The 21,634-nt window shown below is 52.3% G+C and carries 15 protein-coding genes; 3 read left to right on the forward strand and 12 right to left on the reverse strand.

Annotated elements, in window-relative coordinates:
- The first annotated feature begins 106 nt into the window (after nucleotides 1-106).
- The 3 genes from DP091_RS21820 to DP091_RS21830 all read left to right on the forward strand — a co-directional run bounded on the left by DP091_RS21820 (nucleotide 107) and on the right by DP091_RS21830 (nucleotide 4,973).
- Nucleotides 107-1,549 carry an ABC transporter permease gene (locus DP091_RS21820; protein WP_113060246.1) on the forward strand — a complete coding sequence of 481 codons (1,443 nt, stop codon included), beginning with the start codon at nucleotides 107-109 and terminating at the stop codon, nucleotides 1,547-1,549.
- 13 nt (nucleotides 1,550-1,562) lie between these two features.
- Entirely contained in the window at nucleotides 1,563-3,071 is a 1,509-nt protein-coding gene (locus DP091_RS21825) for an ABC transporter permease (RefSeq protein WP_113060247.1), read from the forward strand.
- An 81-nt stretch (nucleotides 3,072-3,152) separates the two neighbouring features.
- A complete protein-coding gene (locus tag DP091_RS21830; protein ID WP_113060248.1) occupies nucleotides 3,153-4,973 on the forward strand; it encodes an ABC transporter substrate-binding protein in 1,821 nt (606 codons plus the stop codon).
- Nucleotides 4,974-5,426: 453 nt separating this feature from the next.
- Here the strand turns inward: DP091_RS21830 and DP091_RS21835 are convergent, their stop codons facing one another.
- From DP091_RS21835 to DP091_RS21885, 12 genes are all read right to left on the reverse strand, one after another.
- Nucleotides 5,427-5,972, reverse strand: coding sequence for an alpha/beta hydrolase (locus DP091_RS21835; RefSeq protein ID WP_113060249.1), 546 nt, complete (start codon nucleotides 5,970-5,972; stop codon nucleotides 5,427-5,429).
- Nucleotides 5,973-6,296: 324 nt separating this feature from the next.
- On the reverse strand, nucleotides 6,297-8,855 hold the full coding sequence (locus tag DP091_RS21840; RefSeq protein WP_113060250.1) for a beta-mannosidase: 2,559 nt from the start codon (nucleotides 8,853-8,855) through the stop codon (nucleotides 6,297-6,299).
- A gap of 150 nt (nucleotides 8,856-9,005) precedes the next feature.
- Nucleotides 9,006-10,022, reverse strand: coding sequence for a glycosyl hydrolase (locus tag DP091_RS21845; protein ID WP_113060251.1), 1,017 nt, complete (start codon nucleotides 10,020-10,022; stop codon nucleotides 9,006-9,008).
- A gap of 148 nt (nucleotides 10,023-10,170) precedes the next feature.
- Nucleotides 10,171-11,166, reverse strand: a complete 996-nt coding sequence (locus DP091_RS21850) for a carbohydrate ABC transporter permease (protein ID WP_113060252.1) — start codon at nucleotides 11,164-11,166, stop codon at nucleotides 10,171-10,173.
- A 44-nt stretch (nucleotides 11,167-11,210) separates the two neighbouring features.
- Nucleotides 11,211-12,110, reverse strand: a complete 900-nt coding sequence (locus DP091_RS21855) for a carbohydrate ABC transporter permease (protein WP_113060253.1) — start codon at nucleotides 12,108-12,110, stop codon at nucleotides 11,211-11,213.
- Entirely contained in the window at nucleotides 12,107-14,683 is a 2,577-nt protein-coding gene (locus DP091_RS21860) for a DUF5696 domain-containing protein (RefSeq protein ID WP_113060254.1), read from the reverse strand. The genes DP091_RS21855 and DP091_RS21860 overlap by 4 nt, the downstream gene beginning before the upstream one ends.
- Before the next feature lie 15 nt (nucleotides 14,684-14,698).
- Nucleotides 14,699-15,100 carry a YIP1 family protein gene (locus DP091_RS32280; protein WP_306438128.1) on the reverse strand — a complete coding sequence of 134 codons (402 nt, stop codon included), beginning with the start codon at nucleotides 15,098-15,100 and terminating at the stop codon, nucleotides 14,699-14,701.
- Between the two features lie 8 nt (nucleotides 15,101-15,108).
- Complete coding sequence (locus tag DP091_RS32285) at nucleotides 15,109-15,318, reverse strand: hypothetical protein (RefSeq protein WP_306438129.1); 210 nt, start codon at nucleotides 15,316-15,318, stop codon at nucleotides 15,109-15,111.
- Nucleotides 15,299-16,762 (reverse strand): gluconolactonase, encoded by a 1,464-nt coding sequence (locus tag DP091_RS21870; RefSeq protein ID WP_113060255.1) that lies wholly within the window; start codon nucleotides 16,760-16,762, stop codon nucleotides 15,299-15,301. The genes DP091_RS32285 and DP091_RS21870 overlap by 20 nt, the downstream gene beginning before the upstream one ends.
- A gap of 10 nt (nucleotides 16,763-16,772) precedes the next feature.
- Nucleotides 16,773-17,684 carry a carbohydrate ABC transporter permease gene (locus DP091_RS21875; RefSeq protein WP_113060256.1) on the reverse strand — a complete coding sequence of 304 codons (912 nt, stop codon included), beginning with the start codon at nucleotides 17,682-17,684 and terminating at the stop codon, nucleotides 16,773-16,775.
- Nucleotides 17,685-17,688: 4 nt separating this feature from the next.
- Nucleotides 17,689-18,657, reverse strand: coding sequence for a carbohydrate ABC transporter permease (locus DP091_RS21880; RefSeq protein WP_113060257.1), 969 nt, complete (start codon nucleotides 18,655-18,657; stop codon nucleotides 17,689-17,691).
- A 12-nt stretch (nucleotides 18,658-18,669) separates the two neighbouring features.
- Entirely contained in the window at nucleotides 18,670-21,627 is a 2,958-nt protein-coding gene (locus DP091_RS21885) for an extracellular solute-binding protein (protein WP_113060258.1), read from the reverse strand.
- Nucleotides 21,628-21,634: the final 7 nt, after the last annotated feature.

Below are 21,634 nucleotides of genomic sequence, written 5' to 3' on the forward strand. Positions count from 1 at the left end.
TATCATCTACAACTCTTATAATCTATTGACTTTTAAAATAGGCTAAAATAAAATATACTATATCACTCGGAATAATGCAATTTGAAACAAGGAGGAAAGGCAGCTTATGGGGGGGACAGAAGCAGCAAGACCAAACAGACTCATAGGTTCGATAAGCAGCACATACAGTAAGATCCTTCTGAATCCTTCTTATAGATACTTACTATTATTATTGGGAGCGCCCGTGAATCTCGTGGTCTTCCTATTTTATTTGGTTCAGAGAAAGAAGGACGACTACGCGGCGGCTGAGAACCGCATACGCAGCGAGATGCTCGCTGCCGGATATCTGGAGGCCCTTCGCTCCGAGATAATGGAGCAGCAGAAGCGCAAGCACGACTTTTTCAAGCAAAAAGTCAATGAGGGGCAGCTCCGGCAGGAAGTCGACAAAATCGTAGAAGCAAGGTTCCGGGAAGTCCTTAAGGAACGGACTGTCAGGGAGCTGAAACTGAACAACCGGAAACGGTTGACCATGGCCGATACGTTTGGTTCTCTTATCGAGAATCCGTTGTTCTTCATTATATCACTTATTCCGGGCTTGCTGATGTACATCCTTATTTTTTTGTACAGCAATCCTTATCTGAAATATATTCTGGAAAGACTCGTGATGACGGTCTTCGTTATCTTCGGAGTAGCGGTGCTCGTCTTTACGATTCTCCACTTGTCGCCGTTCAACCCTGCAGCCAACATTTTGGGAGAGACGGCAACGCCGGAACAGATCGCGGCTTTTAACAAAATGCACGGACTGGATCAGGGCTATCTCACCCAGCTGTGGAACAACATTAAAGGAATCGCCTACTTCGATCTCGGCAAATCCTTCTCGGGCAATGAAGAAATTACTTCTAGCATCGCCAGAAAGTTCCCGATTACGCTGACCCTTACGGTCATTTCCCTGATTATCGCGATTGCGATCGCATTGCCGATCGGGATTATCTCGGCAACGAGACCAAATTCGTTTTTTGATTATACGTTTATGTTTATCGCGCTGATCGGGCTGTCCATTCCAAACTTCTGGCAGGGACTGATCTTCATCCTGAATTTCTCGATCAAGCTGCAGTGGCTCCCCGCCACCTTTAACCCGGAGAACTGGTTGTCCATGGTCATGCCGGTGATCGTGCTCGGTACAGGACTTACCGCTTCGGTAGCGAGAATGACGCGCTCCTCTACGCTGGAGGTTATTAATGAAGATTACATGATCACAGCCAGAGCGAAGGGGCTCAGCAAGGGCACCATTCTGATGAAGCATGCTGTTCGCAACGCCATCATTCCGATCATTACAGTCATCGGACTTCAGTTTGGCGGAATGCTCGGCGGCTCCGCCGTTACGGAGAAGGTATTCAACATCAGCGGAATCGGCAGCTACATCGTCGATAAACAATTCATCCCTGACATCCCGGCCATTATGGGCGGCGTGGTTTACACCGCCATTACCATATCGCTGGTGAACGTCATCATTGATATCTTGTACGCGTTCTTCGATCCACGGATCAGGTCCAAGATGAAACAATACTAAAGCAGGTGTACTCATGATCAAGAAGCTTCTTTCTAAACAAGAAACCAAACACCAGCTGAAATCCTCACACGAGTACAGTCAAGCCAGCTTCACATGGGTTATTTCTTTGACCTTAACGGTGATCCTGCTTCTGAACAGCTTTGATTTCACTGGGGGAACCATCAAACCGTGGGTGTTCGCCGCCTTTGCGGCATATGCATTGTTCACCATCATTCAGATCATCATTACGCTGTTGATCCGCAGAGATTTTCAAAGCCAGGGAGAAATCCGACGCTCGACAAGGATCCTGGGATACATTCAGCTGCTTAGCATTGTCACAGGAAATCTGTTTACCGTCACGTTCGGTTTCAATCTGATAAAAAAACAGAAGCCTCCTGAATATACAATTGCCGTCTACATGCTGTTAACCCAGCTGTTTGTCATCGCGGTCTCGGCACTGAATCTGTTCAAGCCTTATGTGTCGAATACATTCCTGCCGGCGATGGCCGTGCTTCTGATTATTGCAGTCATTCAGCTGATCGCGCTTATACTCGTTGCCCGATATGTTACAACGAATTCTGTACCTCCCCGGATGGCCTGGCTTGCCTTTCCGGTCATTCTGACTGCGGTGACGGGTAATATTTTTGCCTTGGTGCTCGGCATCAACCTCCTTGCGAAAATACGCAAGAACGGCAATCCGGCAATGACCCGCTGGGGCGACGTCTGGGTGAAGCTTACTGCCAATTCGACGGCCATGTCCGGATTGTTCTTTGTGATCTTCCTGTTCTGTCTGTCGGTAAGCAGTCTGTTTACCTTTGATTACAGCATCGCGATCGATAACAATTACAGTGCCATCCTGCAGCCGCCAAGCCTTGTGTACCCATTCGGTACGGACAACTTCGGCCGGGATTTGTTCTCCCGAATCGTATTCGGAGCCCGAATCTCGCTGATCGTCGGATTTGCCTCTACGGCGATCCCGGTTGTCATCGGCGGTGTTCTCGGTGCCATTTCCGGCTACTATGGCCGCCATACCGATAACATCATCATGCGTTTGCTGGACGTGCTGTACGCTATTCCGGGCATCCTGCTCGCCATTGCGATCATTGCTGCATTCGGAGCCAACACCGTCAACCTCATTCTGGCACTCAGCGTAGGCGCAATACCGACTTATGCGAGAACCATGAGGGCAAACGTGCTCCTGGTCTCCACCTTTGAATATGTCGATGCGGCCAGAGCTTTCGGCTCCAGCAATTTTTCGATTATATTCAAGCATATCGTTCCTAACTCGCTTGCACCCATGATTGTCAAATCTACGCTAACCATTGGTGCAGCCGTCATCTCGACGAGCAGCTTGAGTTATCTGGGTCTCGGGGTTGAACCGCACATCCCGGAATGGGGGAATATCCTGAAGATCGGAAGCACGTATCTTGAGACGCATTCCTACTTGGCCATTTATCCGGGTCTAGCCATCATCGGGCTTGTCCTGTCCTTCAACTTCCTTGGCGACGGACTGCGGGATGCCCTGGATCCTAAGCTGGATTAAAACTCTTCGTGCCCTTGGCACACTAACTGTCGGTTTCAAAAAATATTTTATATATATATACAACTCAGGAGGGTATCACCAATGAAAAAGAGTTCCTTGCTGTTACTGTTTCTCTCGCTAGTCATGGTACTGGCCGGATGCAACGTAACAACCAAAGATGATGCACAGCAAAATCAGCAAGAACCATCGGATACAGCTACAGACACATCCGCTGTTAATATTGAACTGCTTGGCATGAGCTCGAACGAATCCGATGTCAACATCATTCGCGACCAGCTCACGAAGAACGGCTTCAACGTGAAGCTGAATCTGCAGCCGGACTACGGCAGCTACAAGGCTCAGCAAGATGCCGGTAATTACGACATCTCGCTCTCCAGCTGGACAACCGTTACGGGTAACCCTGACTACGCTGTACGTTCCCTGTTCAAAACCGGCGGCGACTACAGCATCCTGTCCGACGAAGAAGTGGACAAGCTGATCGACCAAGCGGCAACACAAACGCCTGAAGACGCTGTTGAAACTTACAAACAACTGGAACAACGTCTTGTAACAGACAAAGCTTATATCGCACCATTGTACATCTCCCTGAAGAGCCAAGCGTTCAACAAGGATGTCCTGGACGAAAATTCCGTCCGACTCTCGAAGTCCCGCTCCCTTCCTTGGGAAGCCGTTGATTTCAAAGACCAATCCAAGCGTGCTTCACAGCCGCTGATTCTGTCCCAATCGATTTCCGAACTGACTTCTCTTGATCCGATCAAGGGTAATGACGGTTCCATCAACATCATCAACACCAACATGAACGTACGTCTGATCAACCTGACCGATGATGACAAGATCACATCCGAAGGATCGCTGTCTTATAACCATGCCATTGGCGAAGGCAACTCGGAGTATTACTTCATTCTTAGAGACGATATTAACTTTGCCAAAATTACAAACAAAAAGGCTGAAGATTCCGGCGAGCGCGTAGGCGCTGACGATGTCATCTTCTCCATGAACAGAGCCAAAGACAAAAATTCGGTACCGGATCATCGCACCTACACGCTTCACGAGCATATCAACACGGTTGAAGCTGTAACCGATCTGAGCGCGCTGGAGAACACCAAAGTATCCGGTGGCAGCGAAAGCATTAAGGATGCGCTGGAAGCTGGCTTGGATACCAAGATCACTTCCCTCGTCGACGACAAGAATCAAGCAAGCACGAAAGACGGAAAATACCAAGTCATTAAATTGACGACCACCGAGCCGTTCCCGCAAGTATTGAACTACCTGGCTCACCAATCGGCCGGTATCGTATCGAAGAAACAAGTGGAATCCATCAACACGTATGACGTCGAGAAATTCGATGTAAACAAAGACATCCCTTACGGCGACCAAAACACGGTAACCGAAGGCGACAAATATAACAACACGCTGTATGCCAGCGGTCCTTATATTCTGTCTTCCAAAAATGACTATGAAGCGACCTTCTTCAAAAACCCTGGCTACATGAAGGGCACCGAGCACGAACCGAAAATCGAGCAGGTGAAAGTACGCTTTATCAAGGATGCGGACAGCACGCTTTCCGCACTGCGCAGCGGCGAAATTCACTTGTACTACGGCGTGCCTGAAACGAAATACGATGTGGTTAAAGGCGACAGCAAGCTGAAGCTGCAAACGATCGAGAGCAACGCCGTATCCTACTTGCTGTTCAACACGAAGAACCGTGATGTGGCAACAAGCGATGATCTGAGAAGAGCGGTCCTCTACTCCATCAACCAGGATGAAATTTTGACTTACTATAACAATAACAAAATCAAAGCCTACTCCACCGTCAGCCCAATCGTCAAAACCGGCAACGAGCTGGTGGCCGATCCGGCGAAGGTGAAGGAATTCTTGAGCGCATATAAAGCGAGCAAGTAAAAAAAGGACGACATTAGCGAAAAGCTGATGTCGTTTTTTTTTGATACGAGGTTTATATGCGCCACTTAACTTCTGGCTCCCATATAGCATCGCAATGGGAGTAAGGAATTCTTTTGCATCGTTCCGGCTGTTTTTTTGCATCGCTCCGCATGCGGATGATTCTTCCGATCTCTGTTGCCCCCAGATTTCATGAATGAATGGGCCAGTGTAGAAATCCGGGGGCAAAGGAGACCGCTAGCGCTTCTCCAGAATCATTCCGCCTTCTCCGCTGGAGTAGTACCTATAAGTAATGCCTTGTTGGCTCGTGCTTCGATGCATCTCGTATAAACCATTTAAAAGGACGATGGATTAGCCGCGGCTCAGCTAATGTCGTCCTCTTTAAGAGGAAGGAGTGAGGGTAAGCCCCCTGTAATTAACATATACAGGGGGGCTTATCAAGATTGAAGGCTTGGATTACTGGCGCTTGATATCGTCCACAAGCTCGGGCAAGCCCTTGCCGAAGTAGTGATCGTCACCCTCGTATGCCCGGGTGACGGCTTGGGGGAGCTGCTTCGCGTAGTACTGGGCATGTGCCAAAGGTACCACTGGATCGTGTCGGCTGTGATATAGAATTAACTTTGATATGTGCGGTAGCTTGGCTGCAAATGAATTGGATAACGTATACTCTCCATTCTGCCAATCGTCGTCCTTGCCCCAATAGGGGGCTGCGACCAAGAACAGTCCAGAGACGGTTCGCTTGCAGCCTTCTTCCGAGAGATATTTCAGTAGCACCGAGCCGCCTAAGGAATGGCCTATGAGGAGAAGCTCCTCATCCAGTGCCTCGATTTCACTGGCTATCTGCGCTTCCCACAGAGAACAATCCAGATTCTCGGGCATGCCTGGGGATATAACATGGTAACCTTTACCGAGCTGTTCTTGTAGATGGGCAATCAAGCCGCTGCTGCCTTGGTGAATACCTTGCGGGCCTGCACTATGGATGAACAAAACTTGTTTTTTCAAGATCTGGCCTCCTTCCCGATCTTTGCTTAGGGTATGAGCATATCCAACAGGATGTGTACCAACCTAGAATAACTGATAGCAGCGTGCCGGACTTCTTTTCGTTTGCTGACATCCCACCTGTATCAGAAGCCCTGGCATACCCTTTATTACATAGAGGTATCTAGATCAAGGTGTCGAACCTCCGGGATCACCCGCTTATGATGAAGGCCAACAAAGAAATGGTTAGCATCAATTGCCTGACTCCATTGAACACAAACAAGCCGCCCCTTCACCAGAATCGGGCGAAGGGGCGGCTCTTTTTAGCGGATCTATGATGGTCTCTTTCTATATCGCCAGCACCATCGCCGGGTCAATACAATCGGCCATGGACCGAACCTCGACCTGACCCGGCTTGCCCGGTACGAATGCCTGCTCTCCGTTATTTCGGCAGCTGAAGGAAACCGTCATCGGAATGCCCGGTATCAAGTCGAAGAAGTTATCGCTGTAGAAGCCTTCCGTTTCCGACGACAGCCATACGTGGCGGGCAAGCACGTTGCTCTCCAGCACAAACGTGGTGCCGTTGCTTCCCTCGACCTCTTTCACGTGGATGGTCGGGCTATGCAGACGAAGTTGTTTGTCATTCACGAAATAGAATGTTTTGCTGTCCACCTCGTCTCCGTCCGTAAGCAATTGCGCCAACAGCACGACCTCGGCTGGATCATGTCCACGAAGCAGTTCCTCGTTCATAGCTCGGAACACAACGAGCGACGCTTGCTCTTTCGCACGGATCGATTGCTCCGATACATAGAGCTCTTTGCCGTTAAAATCGAATAACTGAACCTTAAGAGTCCCTTGGACCTCGTCTGAAATGTCGGATACAAGATGGACCAGAATTTCGGAGTCCTTGGACTCGATCGACAGACTCACATCCCGGAAACTGCGCTTGGCCACATATTGCAGCGCCTTCCATCTGCCGAGATAATCCATGCCCGCCCACGAAGCGACCGGCCAGCAGTCATTCATCTGCCAGTACAGCGTGCCCATGCAGTACGGTTTGTTGCGGCGATGGGCTTCAATCGCCATCTTCATTGCTTCGGCTTGCTGAATTTGGCTCATATGCAGGAAAGCTTCAAAATCCTTCGGCTCATTATAATATTGATCCATGTAAGTCTTGATCAAGCGATTGCCGGCACCGTTCTTCTGATGCGCCAGCATGACCGTTGACTCCAGCTCCATATCACCGTCTTCGGCGTAGGTACGGACCGTCTTCGGTTCCGGGAAGGACTGGAATCCGTATTCGCTCATGAATCGGCCGACATAAACATTGTAGTTATCAAACGGCTCCGTATTATGCCAAACGCCCCAGTAATGAATATCTCCGCTCGTTGTGGACGGATTGGCATGCTGCTCCTTGTCATGGCTGAGCGATACCAGCGGGGATGAAGGCCAATACTCCGCTCCAGGTGCATAACCGGTTACAGCCTCAGGCAGAGTTTCGTGGAATACCTTTTCGTAGTCGCTCCAGATCTTCTCGCGGAGTTCCTCGGTATAGTCCTGCTTCCAGCCCCAGCCGCCATTCTCTTCATAATGCGCCCATGCAGAATCAATCTCGTTGTTGCCGCACCAGAGCACGATGCTCGGATGATTCCGCAGACGGACGAGGTTCTCCTCCGCTTCCAGCCGCACGTTCTCCAGAAACGCCTCGTCGCCTGGATACATGCTGCAAGCGAACATGAAGTCCTGCCATACCATGATTCCATATTCATCACACAGATCGTAGAATACGTCCTCTTCATAAATACCGCCGCCCCATACGCGCAGCATGTTCATGTTCGACTCCGCTGCGGACGCGATTTCATGACGGTAACGGTCTGCCGTCACTTCTGTTATGAAGCTGTCATTCGGGATATGGTTTGCCCCCTTGGCAAACACAGGCGTGCCGTTAAGCTCGATGTAAAAAGAAGTGCCGCGGCTATCCTGTTCCCGTACCAGCTTGACGGTGCGCAGGCCGGTTCTAACCTCTTTCTCAGCAACGATCCGTTCCGCTTCCACCAGCTCGGCATGGAACGAATACAGATGAGCCTCACCCAGGCCGCGGCACCACCACAGCTTCGGCTCCGCAATCGCAAGATTTAATTCAACCGAGTGGCGGCCTTCTTCAAGCTGTACGTGCTGTTCCCATACCTGACGGCCTGCGGTTACGCGCAGCACCCCTTGCCAAGGTTGTCCCGCTTCGATTGCAGCGACCGCGGTAACTCTAGCTACGTCAGCTGTAACCTCATCCTGACGGATGAACAAGTCATCGATTCGCACCTCGGACCAAGCCTCAATCCGGGCTTCCCGCCAGATTCCGCTGGTCACAAACCGCGGTCCCCAATCCCAGCCGTAATGATAAGGCGCCTTTCGGGCAAAAATGCTCAGTTTCTGATCGCCCAGGCCCCCAAGCTCAGACTGGTCATTCGTAGCCGGCAGCGGATATCCGAGCTTCGCAAGTTTCGGCAGATCCTCCTGGATAGGGGAACGAAAGCGAATGTGAATCACGTTGCCGGAAGTCTTTAGCTGCGATTTCACGTCGATCCGCCATGAACGGAACATATTATCTGCGGAAAGCACCTTCGTCCCGTTCACGTATACGTCCGCGTAGGTATCCAGGCCGTCAAACACGAGTTCAATGCGGGATTGGGCGCTCAGATTCGGATTCAGATCAAATGTGGTCTCATACTCCCAATCCTTCTTGTCGATCCACTGCAGATCATGCTCATTCGTTCCGTAGAAGGGATCCGGGATTTTGCCATTTTTCAGCAGATCCGTATGTACGCAGCCCGGTACCTGGGCCGGAAGCCACTCGGATTCGTCGCACGCTTTGAATTTCCATTGGTTTAAGGTCATAACGTTATGATTCATGATAGTAGTCTCTCCACTCTATTTATTTATTTGATGCGGATCGGGCCATATTCCATACTGATATGGCTTCTCCGCGCATCAGCTTGTTCTCCACTCAACGCTTAGGTAAACTGCGGCTTATGCTTGCATCCCTGTCAGAATACAAACCGCTCAGCCTTTTAAATCCGGAAGCTCATCCAGCGTGACCGTAAACGGATGGTGATAGGTTCGGATCAGCTGCTGCTCATCCGTATACTCTTCTGAATACCTCCGTTCGTTTCCTTCTCCTGTGAACACGAAGTTTCCATACCACGTGCAATTCCATGCCCACGGGCATCCGTCCTCCAGCATGAGATCGGGGTCGGGAATGACGCCGTTCTCGGTCAGCGCAATGATTTTTGCCGTATCCGTATACGATAAAGCCGTGCGGAACCGCTCGGATTGTGAACCGTAATCCCGGGCAGGCGGGTAAATGTCCTCTCCGATGATATCGACGTAGGAATCTCCCGGATACCAATCTTTGTGCTGCCCGTTCCATACCCAGATCAGGTTGTTCAATTCGTGGTGATGCGTCATGCGTTCGTACATCAGCTTCCAAAGCGCGATGCAAGGCTCGGGGCCTTTGGCCCCCCACCAGAACCAGCCTCCCGAAGCCTCATGCAGTGGTCTCCACAGCACCGGAATGCCGGCATCCTGCAGGCGCTTAAGCTCGATTGCAATAGCATCGATATCCCGGATGATAAGGCCGTGCGCTTCCGACGAAGGCTCCGCCATCGCCTGTGCGATATCAAAGGTTGTCGCATTGGTGTAAAAGCCTCTGCCCCAGGTCCGATCCGGCGGCATATCCACCAAATCCTTCGGGGCGTTCCAGTGCCAGCAGAAGGTCACGATCCCGCCTCGATTCCACCACTTCATCGCCAGATCCGTGTCCTGACACTCGGCTCCGCGCTCCACCCGTGAAGGCGAGTAATTCATGAAATCGAATCCGCCAACGGCAGGGTATTTCCCGGTGACCTCATGGATCATGTCGAACTCCGGCGTGGATACAACACCAATCTGCTGCCCGGTCAGCATCCGTTTGCCGTAGATGCTGCATAAATACCCCATTAGCCGTTTGGCTTGATCGGAAGCGGCCGGGTTGATCAGGTCCGGCTGGACCTCAAAGCGGGTGCTGCTTGCTTTTGTCATGAGATTCACTCCTGTCCTGTAAGTTCTTATTAGGTGAAGGTTGCCGCCCGTAACACAAGTACAAGGCACAAAACTCATTCTGCGACACGACACCTGTCCATTAACCCGATAGCTATCCTTCAGCGTTGCACCTGTCCTACAGCAGCCATTAACCGACAACCCCGGTACGCTCCACGCTCTCCACAAAGTGGCGCTGCACGAACAAATACAGTCCAATGAGAGGTAGAATGGCCAGCAATATCCCCGTATCTACCACGAGTGCCACGTAGTTCGGATCGGCTTTGGCCGATGAACCAAGTCCCATCAGCGCCGGGAGAAACTGGTTCGCGTCCGCGGGCAGGGAAGCGATCTTCAGCGGCATCAGCGACTGCTCGCTCATAAAGAGCGAGGTATAGAAGGTGTCATTATACTGCCAGACGAACGAGAACAGGGTCACCGTAATGAGCGGCGGAATCGCATTGGGAAGCATGATCGCAAAAAACGTCTTAATCCCGCCTGCACCGTCAATCAGCGCGGCTTCCTCAATCTCCTTCGGGAGCCCCCGAAAAAATTGACGGAAAATATAAATGAACAGTCCGGCTTTAAGCCCGGTGGCCGTAGCCGAAGTAATGATCGAGGGCCAGTAGCTGTTCAGCAGGTTAACGCCTTCTTTTCCGGTAAACAAATGAACCAGCCCCAGAATATCAAAGCTGCGGAAGTGCAAATACATCGGTACCATCAGCGTGCTCATCGGAATCAAGATCGTCAGCACGACCAGGCCGAACAGCAGGTTGCTTCCTGGAAAGGTGAACCGGGCAAAGCCATATCCGGCAAGCGCGGTCGACATCGTGGTCAGCAGCATCGTGATGAATACGTAAATCATGGTGTTCAGCAGCAGCGGCCAATAATCCAGCAAGTCGAACACGAGCTTGAAGTTATCCAATGTGAAATGCACAGGAATCATATAAATCGTTGGATTATAAATATCCTGTTTGTCTTTAAACGCAACAGAGAACTTGGAGATGATCGGATAGATAATGATGAATGTAATGCCGATGATCAGCAGGTAGCGGAACACCGCCCACAGAATAGGCAGCGCTTTGTTCTTGAACCGGTTCATTCGTTCCTGAGCCGTTTCGTCCGAGCGATCCCGAATCGATGCCATACGGACCTCCTTTTTTCCTGTACCCGTCAGGAATCTCTTAGCCATTAGTTTTGATAAAAGGTTTTCCTTGAGACGATGATCCCCATAATAATCAGCAGCAAGCTGATAACGATGGTATACAGCCAAGCCATCGCGGCGCTGAGCCCGAAGTTCTGCGTTTTGAAGGCCGTCTCGTATATCGTCCGGGTCACGGTGCTGTCCGCGAACGAATCGATGATGGTATAAATCATGTTTGTCAGGATGAGCGGACTCACCATCGGAAAGGTGATTTTCCAGAACGATTCATAAGCGGTCGCCCCTTCAATCTTCGCCACCTCGTACATTGAGCCCGGGACGGCCTGCAAGGCGGCAAGAAAGATCAGAATTTGAACGCCTGAGTTGCTGATAATATCGTAGATCCTCATGACCGCGCCGATAATATACTCGGTTACGGTAATGGGAAATCCGGCCTCAGATAAAATGCGAACCATCGACAGCACATTGAATTGTCCGGAAGCTTGCCCGACCTCCTCCGCCACCGTAGCATTTCCGACCAGATTGATCAGACCGGAAGTTTCCGCTGCGGAAATTGCGCCGGACGCCAGGATGACCGGCAGGAAGAATATCGCCCTCGCAAGGGCTCTCCCCCTGAATTTCTGATTCAGCAGAATGGCGGAGAACAAACTGAAGAACAAGATCAGCGGAACATCCACCACCATGCCCAGGATCGATTCCGTCAAGATCCGGTTGAAATTCGCGTCCACGAACAGCGCCGTGTTGAAATTGCTCCACCCAACCGACTCCAGTTCATAGCCTGTGGGGGAAATGTTCAATTTACTGAAGCTGAACAGGATGGACTGGAGCAAAGGTCCGGCAAACAAAAAGATGAAACCGATCAGCCATGGTGCAATGAAAAGGAGACCGAGCATGGATCTTTTCTGAGTCAGGGACCATCTCATTTTCATGCCCGGCCACCCCCTACGGCATAATTTTGCGGCTCCACCAGGACCCCGTTAACATCGACGGCTTGATCGGTATAATTGATCAGGATCGACGTGCCGTTCTCGTACCTCACTTCGACCACGCCTTCGGCATGCCGCTTATGCTCCACCATTTGCTGCGTCCGAAGCGGCGCCAGCACCTCGTTCAGCTCCTGGTACAAGGAAACCGCTTCTTCGAACCAATCCTTGTAATGGGTGGAGTACATGTCATCAAAACGCGTGTACTTCAGCTTCGAGCTTTGTTCATATGACCACAGGAAGTGCGGAGCCGATCCGAATTCCAGTGACTGCAGAAGCTGCTTGCGTAAATTTTGCTCATTCAGGTTATTGACTGCTGCCCCCGCATAATCCAGGTATCCGTGAATGACCATTTGATAAAAGGGGACTTCCTCATCCGTCAGCCCGAATCCGCTGCTCGACGTCGGTGCATCGATCACGTGGCTGGCATAGGCCCAGCTGTATGCATTGGCGCCGGAAATCATCGTATCCGGATAGACCTCATGCAGCTTCAGCAGCTGATCGGTCACGATAAGCTTCGCGGTTTCACGGAAAACCACCCGCTGCACCCGGTAATCGGAGCTCAGAACATCGCCCAGGTCCCGCAATGACACCGCCCCGATGCCAAAACGTTCATATTGCCCCGCGAATCGGTCCACGTAATAGGGAAGCTTCGCCGGCGACATGAGATTGTACGTACCGTAATAAGAGTCCATCCGGTTCGTGTTCCGGTCATACGGATTTAGCGCTGCCGTTTCCCTGGTCACGAAACGGGATGCATCGGATGAAGGCGTGAACGCCCCATCGTCATGATAAACGTGCTGAAAGGCAACATCCGGATACAATCCGCCGCCGGCATCCTTCAATTGCTGGGACAGGGCCTTCAGCTCCGATGTGCTTCCAACCACGCGATCGGCCTTTATCTTCACCGGGGTTTTGTGATGGACGCCTTTGCCGAACCAGCCGAGGTAACGCATTCGGAGATTGGCGATGCCCTCGCCATTCAGAAGAGCGGCGATCTCCCCTGCCTGCTCGAAGGTGGTCATCGAGACGACGGCATCATAAGGGACGCCCAGAAAAGATCTCCGTTTATCCACGCTGCCCAGCATATCCAGATAGAACGGGATCCCCTCGTCTTCTTCCAGTGGAGTCAGCTGGTTATCCTCCACGAGCGTTTGCTGATACAAGCGCGCCATGCCCGAGTAGCTGGCCTCATCACCCGACAGGAAGCTGTATCTAACCGCCAGATTGCCGCTGTAGAGCTTGTCGTTCAGCAGCTGAATCTCCTGCACCGTACTGCCGGTGTAAAGCTCCAGCATATCCTCGCCGCGCACGGCAAAGCTGCTGAATGCATGATTGTACGAGTTCTGCTTCCCTGCGATGTCAGCGGACACGCTCGCGATGGCGTCGCCTTCTTCAATCACGGCAAACCAGCCGCGGTCACCGCTCTTCATTCCGAACACGGGCATCCGTGCCTGCTCCGCCACCTGTCCGCGGCTGCCGCTGTTGTTATTCGGATCGGTGCCGTATATCCGCTGCACGTACTGCTCTTCCTTCACTTTGCCGTTATTCAGCTTAATGAGACTGCCACTGCCGTCCGGGACCAGCATATATCCCTGTTCCTGCGAGCCGGCCGCGCCAAAATAACGAAGCAGCTCCACGCTGCGCAGACGGTGGCTCTCGCTTTCCGTTACCTGGTCAAGCGGAATTGAAACGACCAGCGAATCTTCCTCCAGCCGGTATTCGAGCGGAATCTTGAACTGCGGTTTCGAAGAGGCGCTTGCGGCGGCTCCTCCGCCCGCTTCGTTATCAACGGCAAGATCCTCCGCGGTGTAGCCGGCCTGCTCGAACGCCCCCAGCATTTTTTTCAGCACCAGCTCTTTCTTGATCTGGTCATCCAATCGCTCCAGCATCGCCGGGTTATCCTTCATGGGGTAATACCGGGCCTGCACATATCTCGCCAGCGACTCATCGAGCTTGCTAATCACCTTCTCCTGCAATCGGTCCTGCGAGATGTATTTCGGCAAGGCGTCGATCCCGAGCGACACATCCCCCAGCGTATACGTGACGCGAATTCCGTTGTCCAAGCTTTCCACCGTGTAGTTCCCGTTCATCACACTCCACGTATAGTTCGGATAGGTCTCAAGCGTGCCGATCGCATCCCGGAACGTCAGCGTCAATTGCGAAGATAACACTTCCTTCTCAAACGGCGAGGCAATTCCATCCTCCATGCGGTCTGACGGATTGCTGTACCATAACGTATCGCTCCGTTTATCCCGTACCGCCACCTCGGTCGTTTCCGGATGATAATACAGAGCAAGCGCCGCCGTCTCCGCTACCAAATCCATACCGGCTACGCCGTCTGTCGAATCGTTCAGAAGGGTCAGCTCACCGCCCGGCGTTGACTCGGCTGCCGCGATTCGGTAAGCCGCCACGTCAACTGCCGGTGCTCCCCGATTCACGTAGATCAGAAAGCCCGCAGCCATGCACGTTATAACGGTACATGCAAGCACCGTGTACAACCATTTTCTTTTTTTCACGGCCCACGGCCTCCTCTATTGCCTGAATAGGATCTCTCGGTAAACGTTGACAACGAACGTGTAAATCTGCTGCATCATGCTCAGCACAAGCGTGCCCAGAAATACGATGATGCCCATAACGATCAGGGTCAGAAACATCGTGACGACCGTTTTGCCGGCCGAGTACTGATGAACCGTCATCGTGCCGACAAAAAGCAGCCCGATAAACCAAATGGCCGCAACCGTCGTAAGCAGATAGTAGAACACGGCCTCTTCCTGCACCATGAACTGGCTTGCCAGCGTCATGGGCGGATAAATCAGCACCATCGGAATCAGGGCATACGCGCTGGCCATCACGATTTCTTTAAACTTCCCTTCCCCGCCCATGAGCGTGGTGACCGACCAGTTGGAGACGCACCACAGAAAGAACGGGAGCACGATATAGATTAGCTCGTCGATGCGCTCAGCGTCCGCGGATCATTGTAATTGACCAGAAATCCCGCGTATTGCCGCTGCAGAATCATGGCCATGACCACCAGCGCCAATACAACATAAGCAACTCCGAGTCGTCCTCTGTTCTCATACTTCAGGTCCCAATACCCGTCGAAGGGGTGTACGATCAAATGAAGGGGGAATCTAAGATAATCCTGTTTCATGCTTCCCTTCCCTCCTCTGCTTTCGGTATCTCACCGTTCTGTAGACCGCATAGAGCAGCACGACGCTGGTCCCAACCGATAAAATGGTGCCGAAATGCTCCTTCATGACCTCTCTGCGGTAGCGTTTATAAGCAACGGAATAATTTTTGCGGTCCATGCCCAGCTCAAAATATCGAAGGGCTTCCTTGTTCTCCCCTTTCATGAGCTTCGCTTTCCCGATGCCGATATAAGCGATGTCATAGTTGGCGTTGAGCTGAAGCACGCGTTCCCAGTACCTTTCCGCCTCCTCGTCTTCCCCCCGATAATGGTGGCGTACGGCAAGGTTAACCTGCTTCCCGAACTCGGTTGGCTCGAACATGACAATGCTTGCCTTTCCCCGGTCCAGCACAAGCTGACGGTCTCCAAGCCGTTCAATCGCCGCCGGCGTCTTAAACACGCCCAGCTGATTCCCGATGCCGCCGTAGACGTACAGCAGGTTTCCGGACTCATCATAGGTGAATACGCGTCCCTGGGTAGAGTCGAGCGCACTGTATATCCCGTCGCCAAGCACTTTAATATCAACGAACTTGGAGGGACCTACCGTTCTCCGATAATAAATATCCCCGGCAACCGGAAAGTAGCCAAAGCGTTTCAGCACATCCTCACCCGACGGATTAAGGCGTTTAATTGGCTCCTTGGACCCGACATCAATATTCGTGGCATAAACGAACCCTTTGCCGTCGATGTCCAGATTGGAGAATTCGGTCGGGATGAATAGCCTCATCTGGGCTTTTTGGGCACTCGTTGAGACAAGCCGCCAGAAATAATCGCCATAATCGCGTTTTACCTTAATCGTTCCGACGTAACCGAGAAAGGTACCGTTCTCCTCAAATTGCATAATGCCTTCGTAAACACCCCGGGCGACAACGAATACCCGCTTGGCTTCATCCACCGTTACTTTCAGCGGGATGAATTGAAAGCCTTGGGGCAGCACATCCGATTCAGGCTGCTCAATGATCCGGACAAGCACGCCTTTCGCCGTTAATACGACAACCCGTTGATGGTCGGTATCGGCAACATAGATGTTCTCGTCCCCGTCAACGAAGATGCCGGAAGGATTGGCAAAGCCGTCCTCTTTCCCTTCATTCATAAAGGCATCAATGACGCGAACGACATTCCACGTTTCATCGAGGCAAACAATCCGTTTGTTGCCGCTGTCCAGCACGTAGATGTTCCCCGCCTCTGACACATGCATATCGCCGGGCTCCAAAAACTCCCCGATGCCCAGATCCTTCCCCGTCACGGAGCGTACCGGCAGATAGGCCGCAGGCACGGCAACCGTTTCCTCCCAATAATTGTAGATATAGCTCTCATACGGAGCACTGGCGGAAACGCTCCCCGGCATCAGGCCGGTTAGCAGCAGGGTGGCCGCCGCGAGCGATAACAACCATTTTTTCGCTGACATGTGATCCCCCCTAATCCTTCATCCCGGAAGTGGCCATCGTCTCGATAATCCGGCTCTGCGAGAACAGAAAGAGCACAATCGGCACACTCATCAGGATGACTGCCACGGCCGCACCTGCGCCGGCCCGGGATATACCGCCCAGAATAATCTGATTGGACGCATAGTGCAGGGTCTTGAGCTGCTCGCTGTAAATAAAGCCGTTGCCGTCGGTCCCCCATAGGATCTGGAACAGCAAAATAATCAAGGTAAGCCACGCCGGCTTCACGTTAGGCATCACGATGGACCAGAAGATCCGGTATTCGCTGGCTCCGTCGATCTTGGCCGCTTCAAGCAGGGCATCCGGTATCTGCTCCATGAACTGCTTCATCAGGTATAGGCCGAGCGAATAACCGAATGCCGGTATAATTACTGCCCAGTAGGTGTCAATCAGTCCCAGCCACGACAGGATCATATAGTTCGGCGTCGCCGTAACGACCGGCGTGAACATCAGGGACAACACCACGATTTGGAATAGAAAAACCTTGCCCGGAAACTTGTGCTTGGCCAGCGGATATGCCGCAGCGGAGGCAAAGATCACGTGCCCGACAATGCCAACGCCGGTAATGAATACCGTATTGAAGATATACCGCGAGAACGGTACCCAGGACTGACCGAGCAGATTGATCAAATCGGAAAAATTATTCCATGTGGGATTGCGGACAAACAACGTGGGCGGGAACAGGAAAATCTCGTCCAGCGGCTTGAAGGCATTGTTGATGGCATACACCAAGGGCAGCGCCATGAAAGCGCCGAACACCGCCAGCAGCGCAAACAGGGAGAAAGTGCCCATGAAGGATCGGTTTACCCGTTTGCTGCGCCCTTTAATACTTACGTTCAGCAGGCGGCTGCCCCGTTTTTTTGGAAGTTCGTATGTAACCCTCATGCGTCTACTCACCTACCTTGCGCAGCAATTTTTGGACGATCAGGTTGGTTCCCACCATCAGAATGAACAGCACGGTCGCAATCGCCGAAGCAAAACCCATCTCGAAGCGAGTCGTGCCAAAATCGATGAGATGCGTTACGATCGTTTCCGCCGCATAATTCACGCTCGGGAAACCGGCAAGCGCAATCGATACGTCGGCCACGGCAAACGATGTCGTAAGCTGAATGACCGCGCCGAACATGAGCTGCGGCCGCATCGAAGGCAGCGTAATGTACCACAGCTCCTGCCAACGGTTGCGGACCCCGTCCACGGCACCGGCTTCGTAGAGCGTTTTATCTACGGTCTGAAGACCGGCGATGAAAGCCAGAAAGCCGGTTCCGAGGCTGAGCCACAGCTGGACCAGAATGATGATCGGCATAATCAACGCTTCGGTCTTCAGCCATTGGATCGGCTCCAGGATGATGCCCAGCTTAATCAGCATGCCGTTCGCTATGCCGTAGCGGTCGCCCGAAAAGATCATCAGCCAGATGAAGTAAATGTTCCCGGAGATCGAAGGCGCATAGAAGATCAGAGTCATGAACGCCCGCAGCCGCGGCCCCAGCTCATTGATGACCCACGCAAACAGGAAACAGGCCAAATAGCTGATGGGTCCTGTGATGGCGGCGAAGAGAAGGGTATTCTTCAGCGCAACCAGAAAGATATCGTCTTCCAGGAACAAACGCGTGTAATTATCCCAACCGACAAACCGCGGAAATTCCAGCATGTTGAAATACGTAAAGCTGAGAATCATGGAAATAACGACCGGAAAAACGGTAAACAGCGTGAACAGGATCATATAAGGCGCAAGCAAAACATAGGAATGCTTGCTGGCCTTGATCTCCGCCTGTTTCCGCTTCCACCATGATTGCGGCTTCACCGGGTGAACAGCGGCAGAGATCGTAACCTCAGGATCCTGAAGGCTGACATTATGCAATTTGGATTCCCCCTATCCCTGCGGCTCGCCGAATTCTTCTTGCTTGGTCCGGATTTCGTCGTGAATATACTGCACGGAATCCATCAAGGCCTCCCGCGGCTCGATGCCGCTGATCACCGCTCGGTAGAAGGCATTAAACAGATGTCTGCCCGTCGAATAACCGCCCGGCACCTCCGGAATTCCCTGCACCCATTCAAATTGCGATTTCAAATTCTCATAATCGGCAACCGGCCATGGCAGACTGTCAAGCGCCTTAATATTGGCGGTCGGATAGCGTGCCGCTGCGCCCATCAAGCCTTCCATCTCGCGGCCGAAGCTGGTCTGCGTTGCATCGCTGGTCCACCATTTCAGGAACTCCCAGGCCGCATCCTTATCCTTGGCATCATCCAGCATCAGCACGGCACTGCCACCGCTCGGAACGGTTCGATCAATCGTGCCGTCAGCCTGAACGGTTCCCGGAACGGGCGCAAAGCCCCATACGCCACGAATTTCCGGCGCGAACACGGACAGCTGATTATAGGTGGTATAGTCGGAAATGCCGATCGGCATTTGTCCTGTACGGAACCGGTTCGCAAAATCATACTCCCGCTCCAGCTTGTAATCCGTGTAATATTCCGTCCATTGTTTAAAGGCTTCGAGCCCAATCTTGGAATCCAGATCCGACTCCTGATTGTTGTTGCGGTAGAATTGCCCGCCGGATTGCATCAGGAGCGCCGCATACAAAGAATTCGGCGGCAGTGTAGTCCACTGATCCGGTGCCTGCGCCACAACGGGAAGACCGAATTGCATATGATTTTTGTTCAATACGGCAAGCAGGCTGGCTACATCGTCCCAGGTCTTCGGAACTTCAAGTCCAAGCTCCTCCAGCACATCCTTCCGGTAGAACATCATATTGAAGGTTTGCGTCTCAGGCAGCGCGTACACGCCGTCCAGGTATCGGTATGGCACCAAGGCGCTGTTCCTGAATCGGTCCGATACCGAATCGAAATCATGGAATTGCGTCAGGTCTGCTGCGGCATTCCGCATGGCAAAATTCACCGGCAGATCATTGCCGATCTGCATCGCGACCTCAGGTCCCTGTCCCGACAATGTTGCGGGGAGCAGCGTTCCCATGTTGACCAGCTTCAGATTGACGTTAATGCCGGTCTCCGGCGTAAAGGTCTCGTCAATCATCGCCTTGATGGTATTGGCCTGATCGCGACCGCTGCCGATCCATACCGTGATCGAACGCTGATTCTTCGTATCCGCGACATTACCGATATTGTTGTAATCGATGAAGAAGGAGCTGAAGAACGTCGTCACCTCATGCTTCACCTTATCACCGGCACCCATCCCGCTCTTGGGCAGCTTGACATCGGCCGAGGCAACATAGAGGGCATCGATCTCGAGCGGCTGCTCCCTAGCCTGCTGCAGCCATGTTCCAAGTCCGCCGGTATTCGTCTTGTAAGCCTCCAGCCTGCGCGGAATCGTATCCGGCTTCTCGATCATCTCATCCAGCTGAAGCGCCATGGTCTTCAGCAGCGCTTCCTGGTCGCCGGATTGTCCCGACAGTTCAACCAATCTGGCCGCGACGACTTTCAGTCTGTCGCTTTCGAATCGGAAGATTTCCAGCAGCTCCGGTATCCGCTGCTCCACCCGGTAATCGCGGAAATCATCCGGATTCGTGCCAGTGATCATCAATATTTTGCGATACATGGCATTCAGGTTCAGCAGACTGTCCTCCACCTCGTGAATGAGCGGAGCGAATTCACCCAGACTCGCCTCGAGGCGCAACACATGCTTACCTTGCTCCAACCGGAACAGATAGGGTTCATCGCCTCCAAGCACGTCCATGCGATATCCGTTCTTAAATCGGAACGGAACATGGTTCATTTCCTCAAACGGAACCTTCCCGTCGATCGTCAGCTTTCTCGTCGCGTACATGCCCCGCACAAAATTTTGCTGCGATTTGAATGCAATCTTGTAGAGCCCGCTCTCGGGTACATCCAGCTCCCATTCAATCCACTGCCCGGGCAGCCGCCAGTTGAAGCCGCCAATGGTATTGATTCGGACCTTCGAGGCGCTGTAGGGACTGACGCTCGGACTCGAACGCTCGCTTAGCGGATACAAGGTCGGTGATGATTTGGCGACGGCGTCTTCACCCTGTATCGTCAGTAAAGTTCCTTCGGTTATTCGAGCTCCTTCAGTCTCATACTGTTGATGCAGCTCGGCGTACGTCAGCGGGCGCTCCTGCTTGAAAAGCTTCAGCTCCCCGATCACCATCGGCTCCCTTGCTGCTGTAAGAGACACGGTATGCTCTCCTTTTTCAAAGTAAAAAAGAAACGGCTCCGTGATATATCCGTCGGCATCCTTCAGCACCGCCTCGATCCAGGCCGGACGTTCGATTTGCTTCGGTCTCAGGTCATTGCCCTGGTTATCCTGATCGATGCTGTCCTTGGCGTTATCCCATATCCGGTCGAATTGCAAATAAGCAGCCTCTTGAAAGGGAAGCTTCCCGTCGATGCGGATGGAACGCTCAATAGAGGAGCTCTTTCCTTCCACTGGATAGTAGAGCAAGGATAGGTTATACAGTCCCTCTTCCTCTACACGAAACTTCCATTCCACCTCACCCTTTTCCCCCGTAAATAACGAGGTTCCAGGCCGACCCTCATAGGCCTCCAGCTTGCGGAAATCCCCGCCCTCAATACGGCTGTAATCCGCGGCAGGAATCGTGATTACACGATCAGGCCGACTCTTTCCGTCATGATCCGACAAATACTGGGCATACGAAATGCTTTTTCCCGGCTGCGTGCTGAGTTTGACCAGCGATGCGGGACGTTCCAATGAAAGCTCTGTACGGCTGTCTCCCGCCTTGATGCCGGATCCGGGTTCATTTCCCCCTCTATTAAAAAACAGAATCAAAGCGGCCATGACCGCCAAAAGAATCAATAGTCGGTTCATCCATTTTTTTAGCTGCACATGAAGTGTCAATGTTCAT

Origin of the sequence: Paenibacillus sp. MDMC362 (assembly GCF_003269305.1) — a bacterium.
Lineage (GTDB): Bacteria > Bacillota > Bacilli > Paenibacillales > Paenibacillaceae > Paenibacillus_AQ.

Excerpts from the sequence above, each read along its gene's own strand:
- DP091_RS21875 (WP_113060256.1), bottom strand. The coding sequence starts at position 17,684 with ATGAGGGTTACATACGAACTTCCAAAAAAACGGGGCAGCCGCCTGCTG.
- DP091_RS32285 (WP_306438129.1), bottom strand. The coding sequence starts at position 15,318 with ATGAAACAGGATTATCTTAGATTCCCCCTTCATTTGATCGTACACCCC.
- DP091_RS21850 (WP_113060252.1), bottom strand. The coding sequence starts at position 11,166 with ATGGCATCGATTCGGGATCGCTCGGACGAAACGGCTCAGGAACGAATG.
- DP091_RS21830 (WP_113060248.1), top strand. The coding sequence starts at position 3,153 with ATGAAAAAGAGTTCCTTGCTGTTACTGTTTCTCTCGCTAGTCATGGTA.
- DP091_RS21820 (WP_113060246.1), top strand. The coding sequence starts at position 107 with ATGGGGGGGACAGAAGCAGCAAGACCAAACAGACTCATAGGTTCGATA.
- DP091_RS21825 (WP_113060247.1), top strand. The coding sequence starts at position 1,563 with ATGATCAAGAAGCTTCTTTCTAAACAAGAAACCAAACACCAGCTGAAA.
- DP091_RS21840 (WP_113060250.1), bottom strand. The coding sequence starts at position 8,855 with ATGAATCATAACGTTATGACCTTAAACCAATGGAAATTCAAAGCGTGC.
- DP091_RS21845 (WP_113060251.1), bottom strand. The coding sequence starts at position 10,022 with ATGACAAAAGCAAGCAGCACCCGCTTTGAGGTCCAGCCGGACCTGATC.
- DP091_RS21855 (WP_113060253.1), bottom strand. The coding sequence starts at position 12,110 with ATGAAAATGAGATGGTCCCTGACTCAGAAAAGATCCATGCTCGGTCTC.
- DP091_RS21870 (WP_113060255.1), bottom strand. The coding sequence starts at position 16,762 with ATGTCAGCGAAAAAATGGTTGTTATCGCTCGCGGCGGCCACCCTGCTG.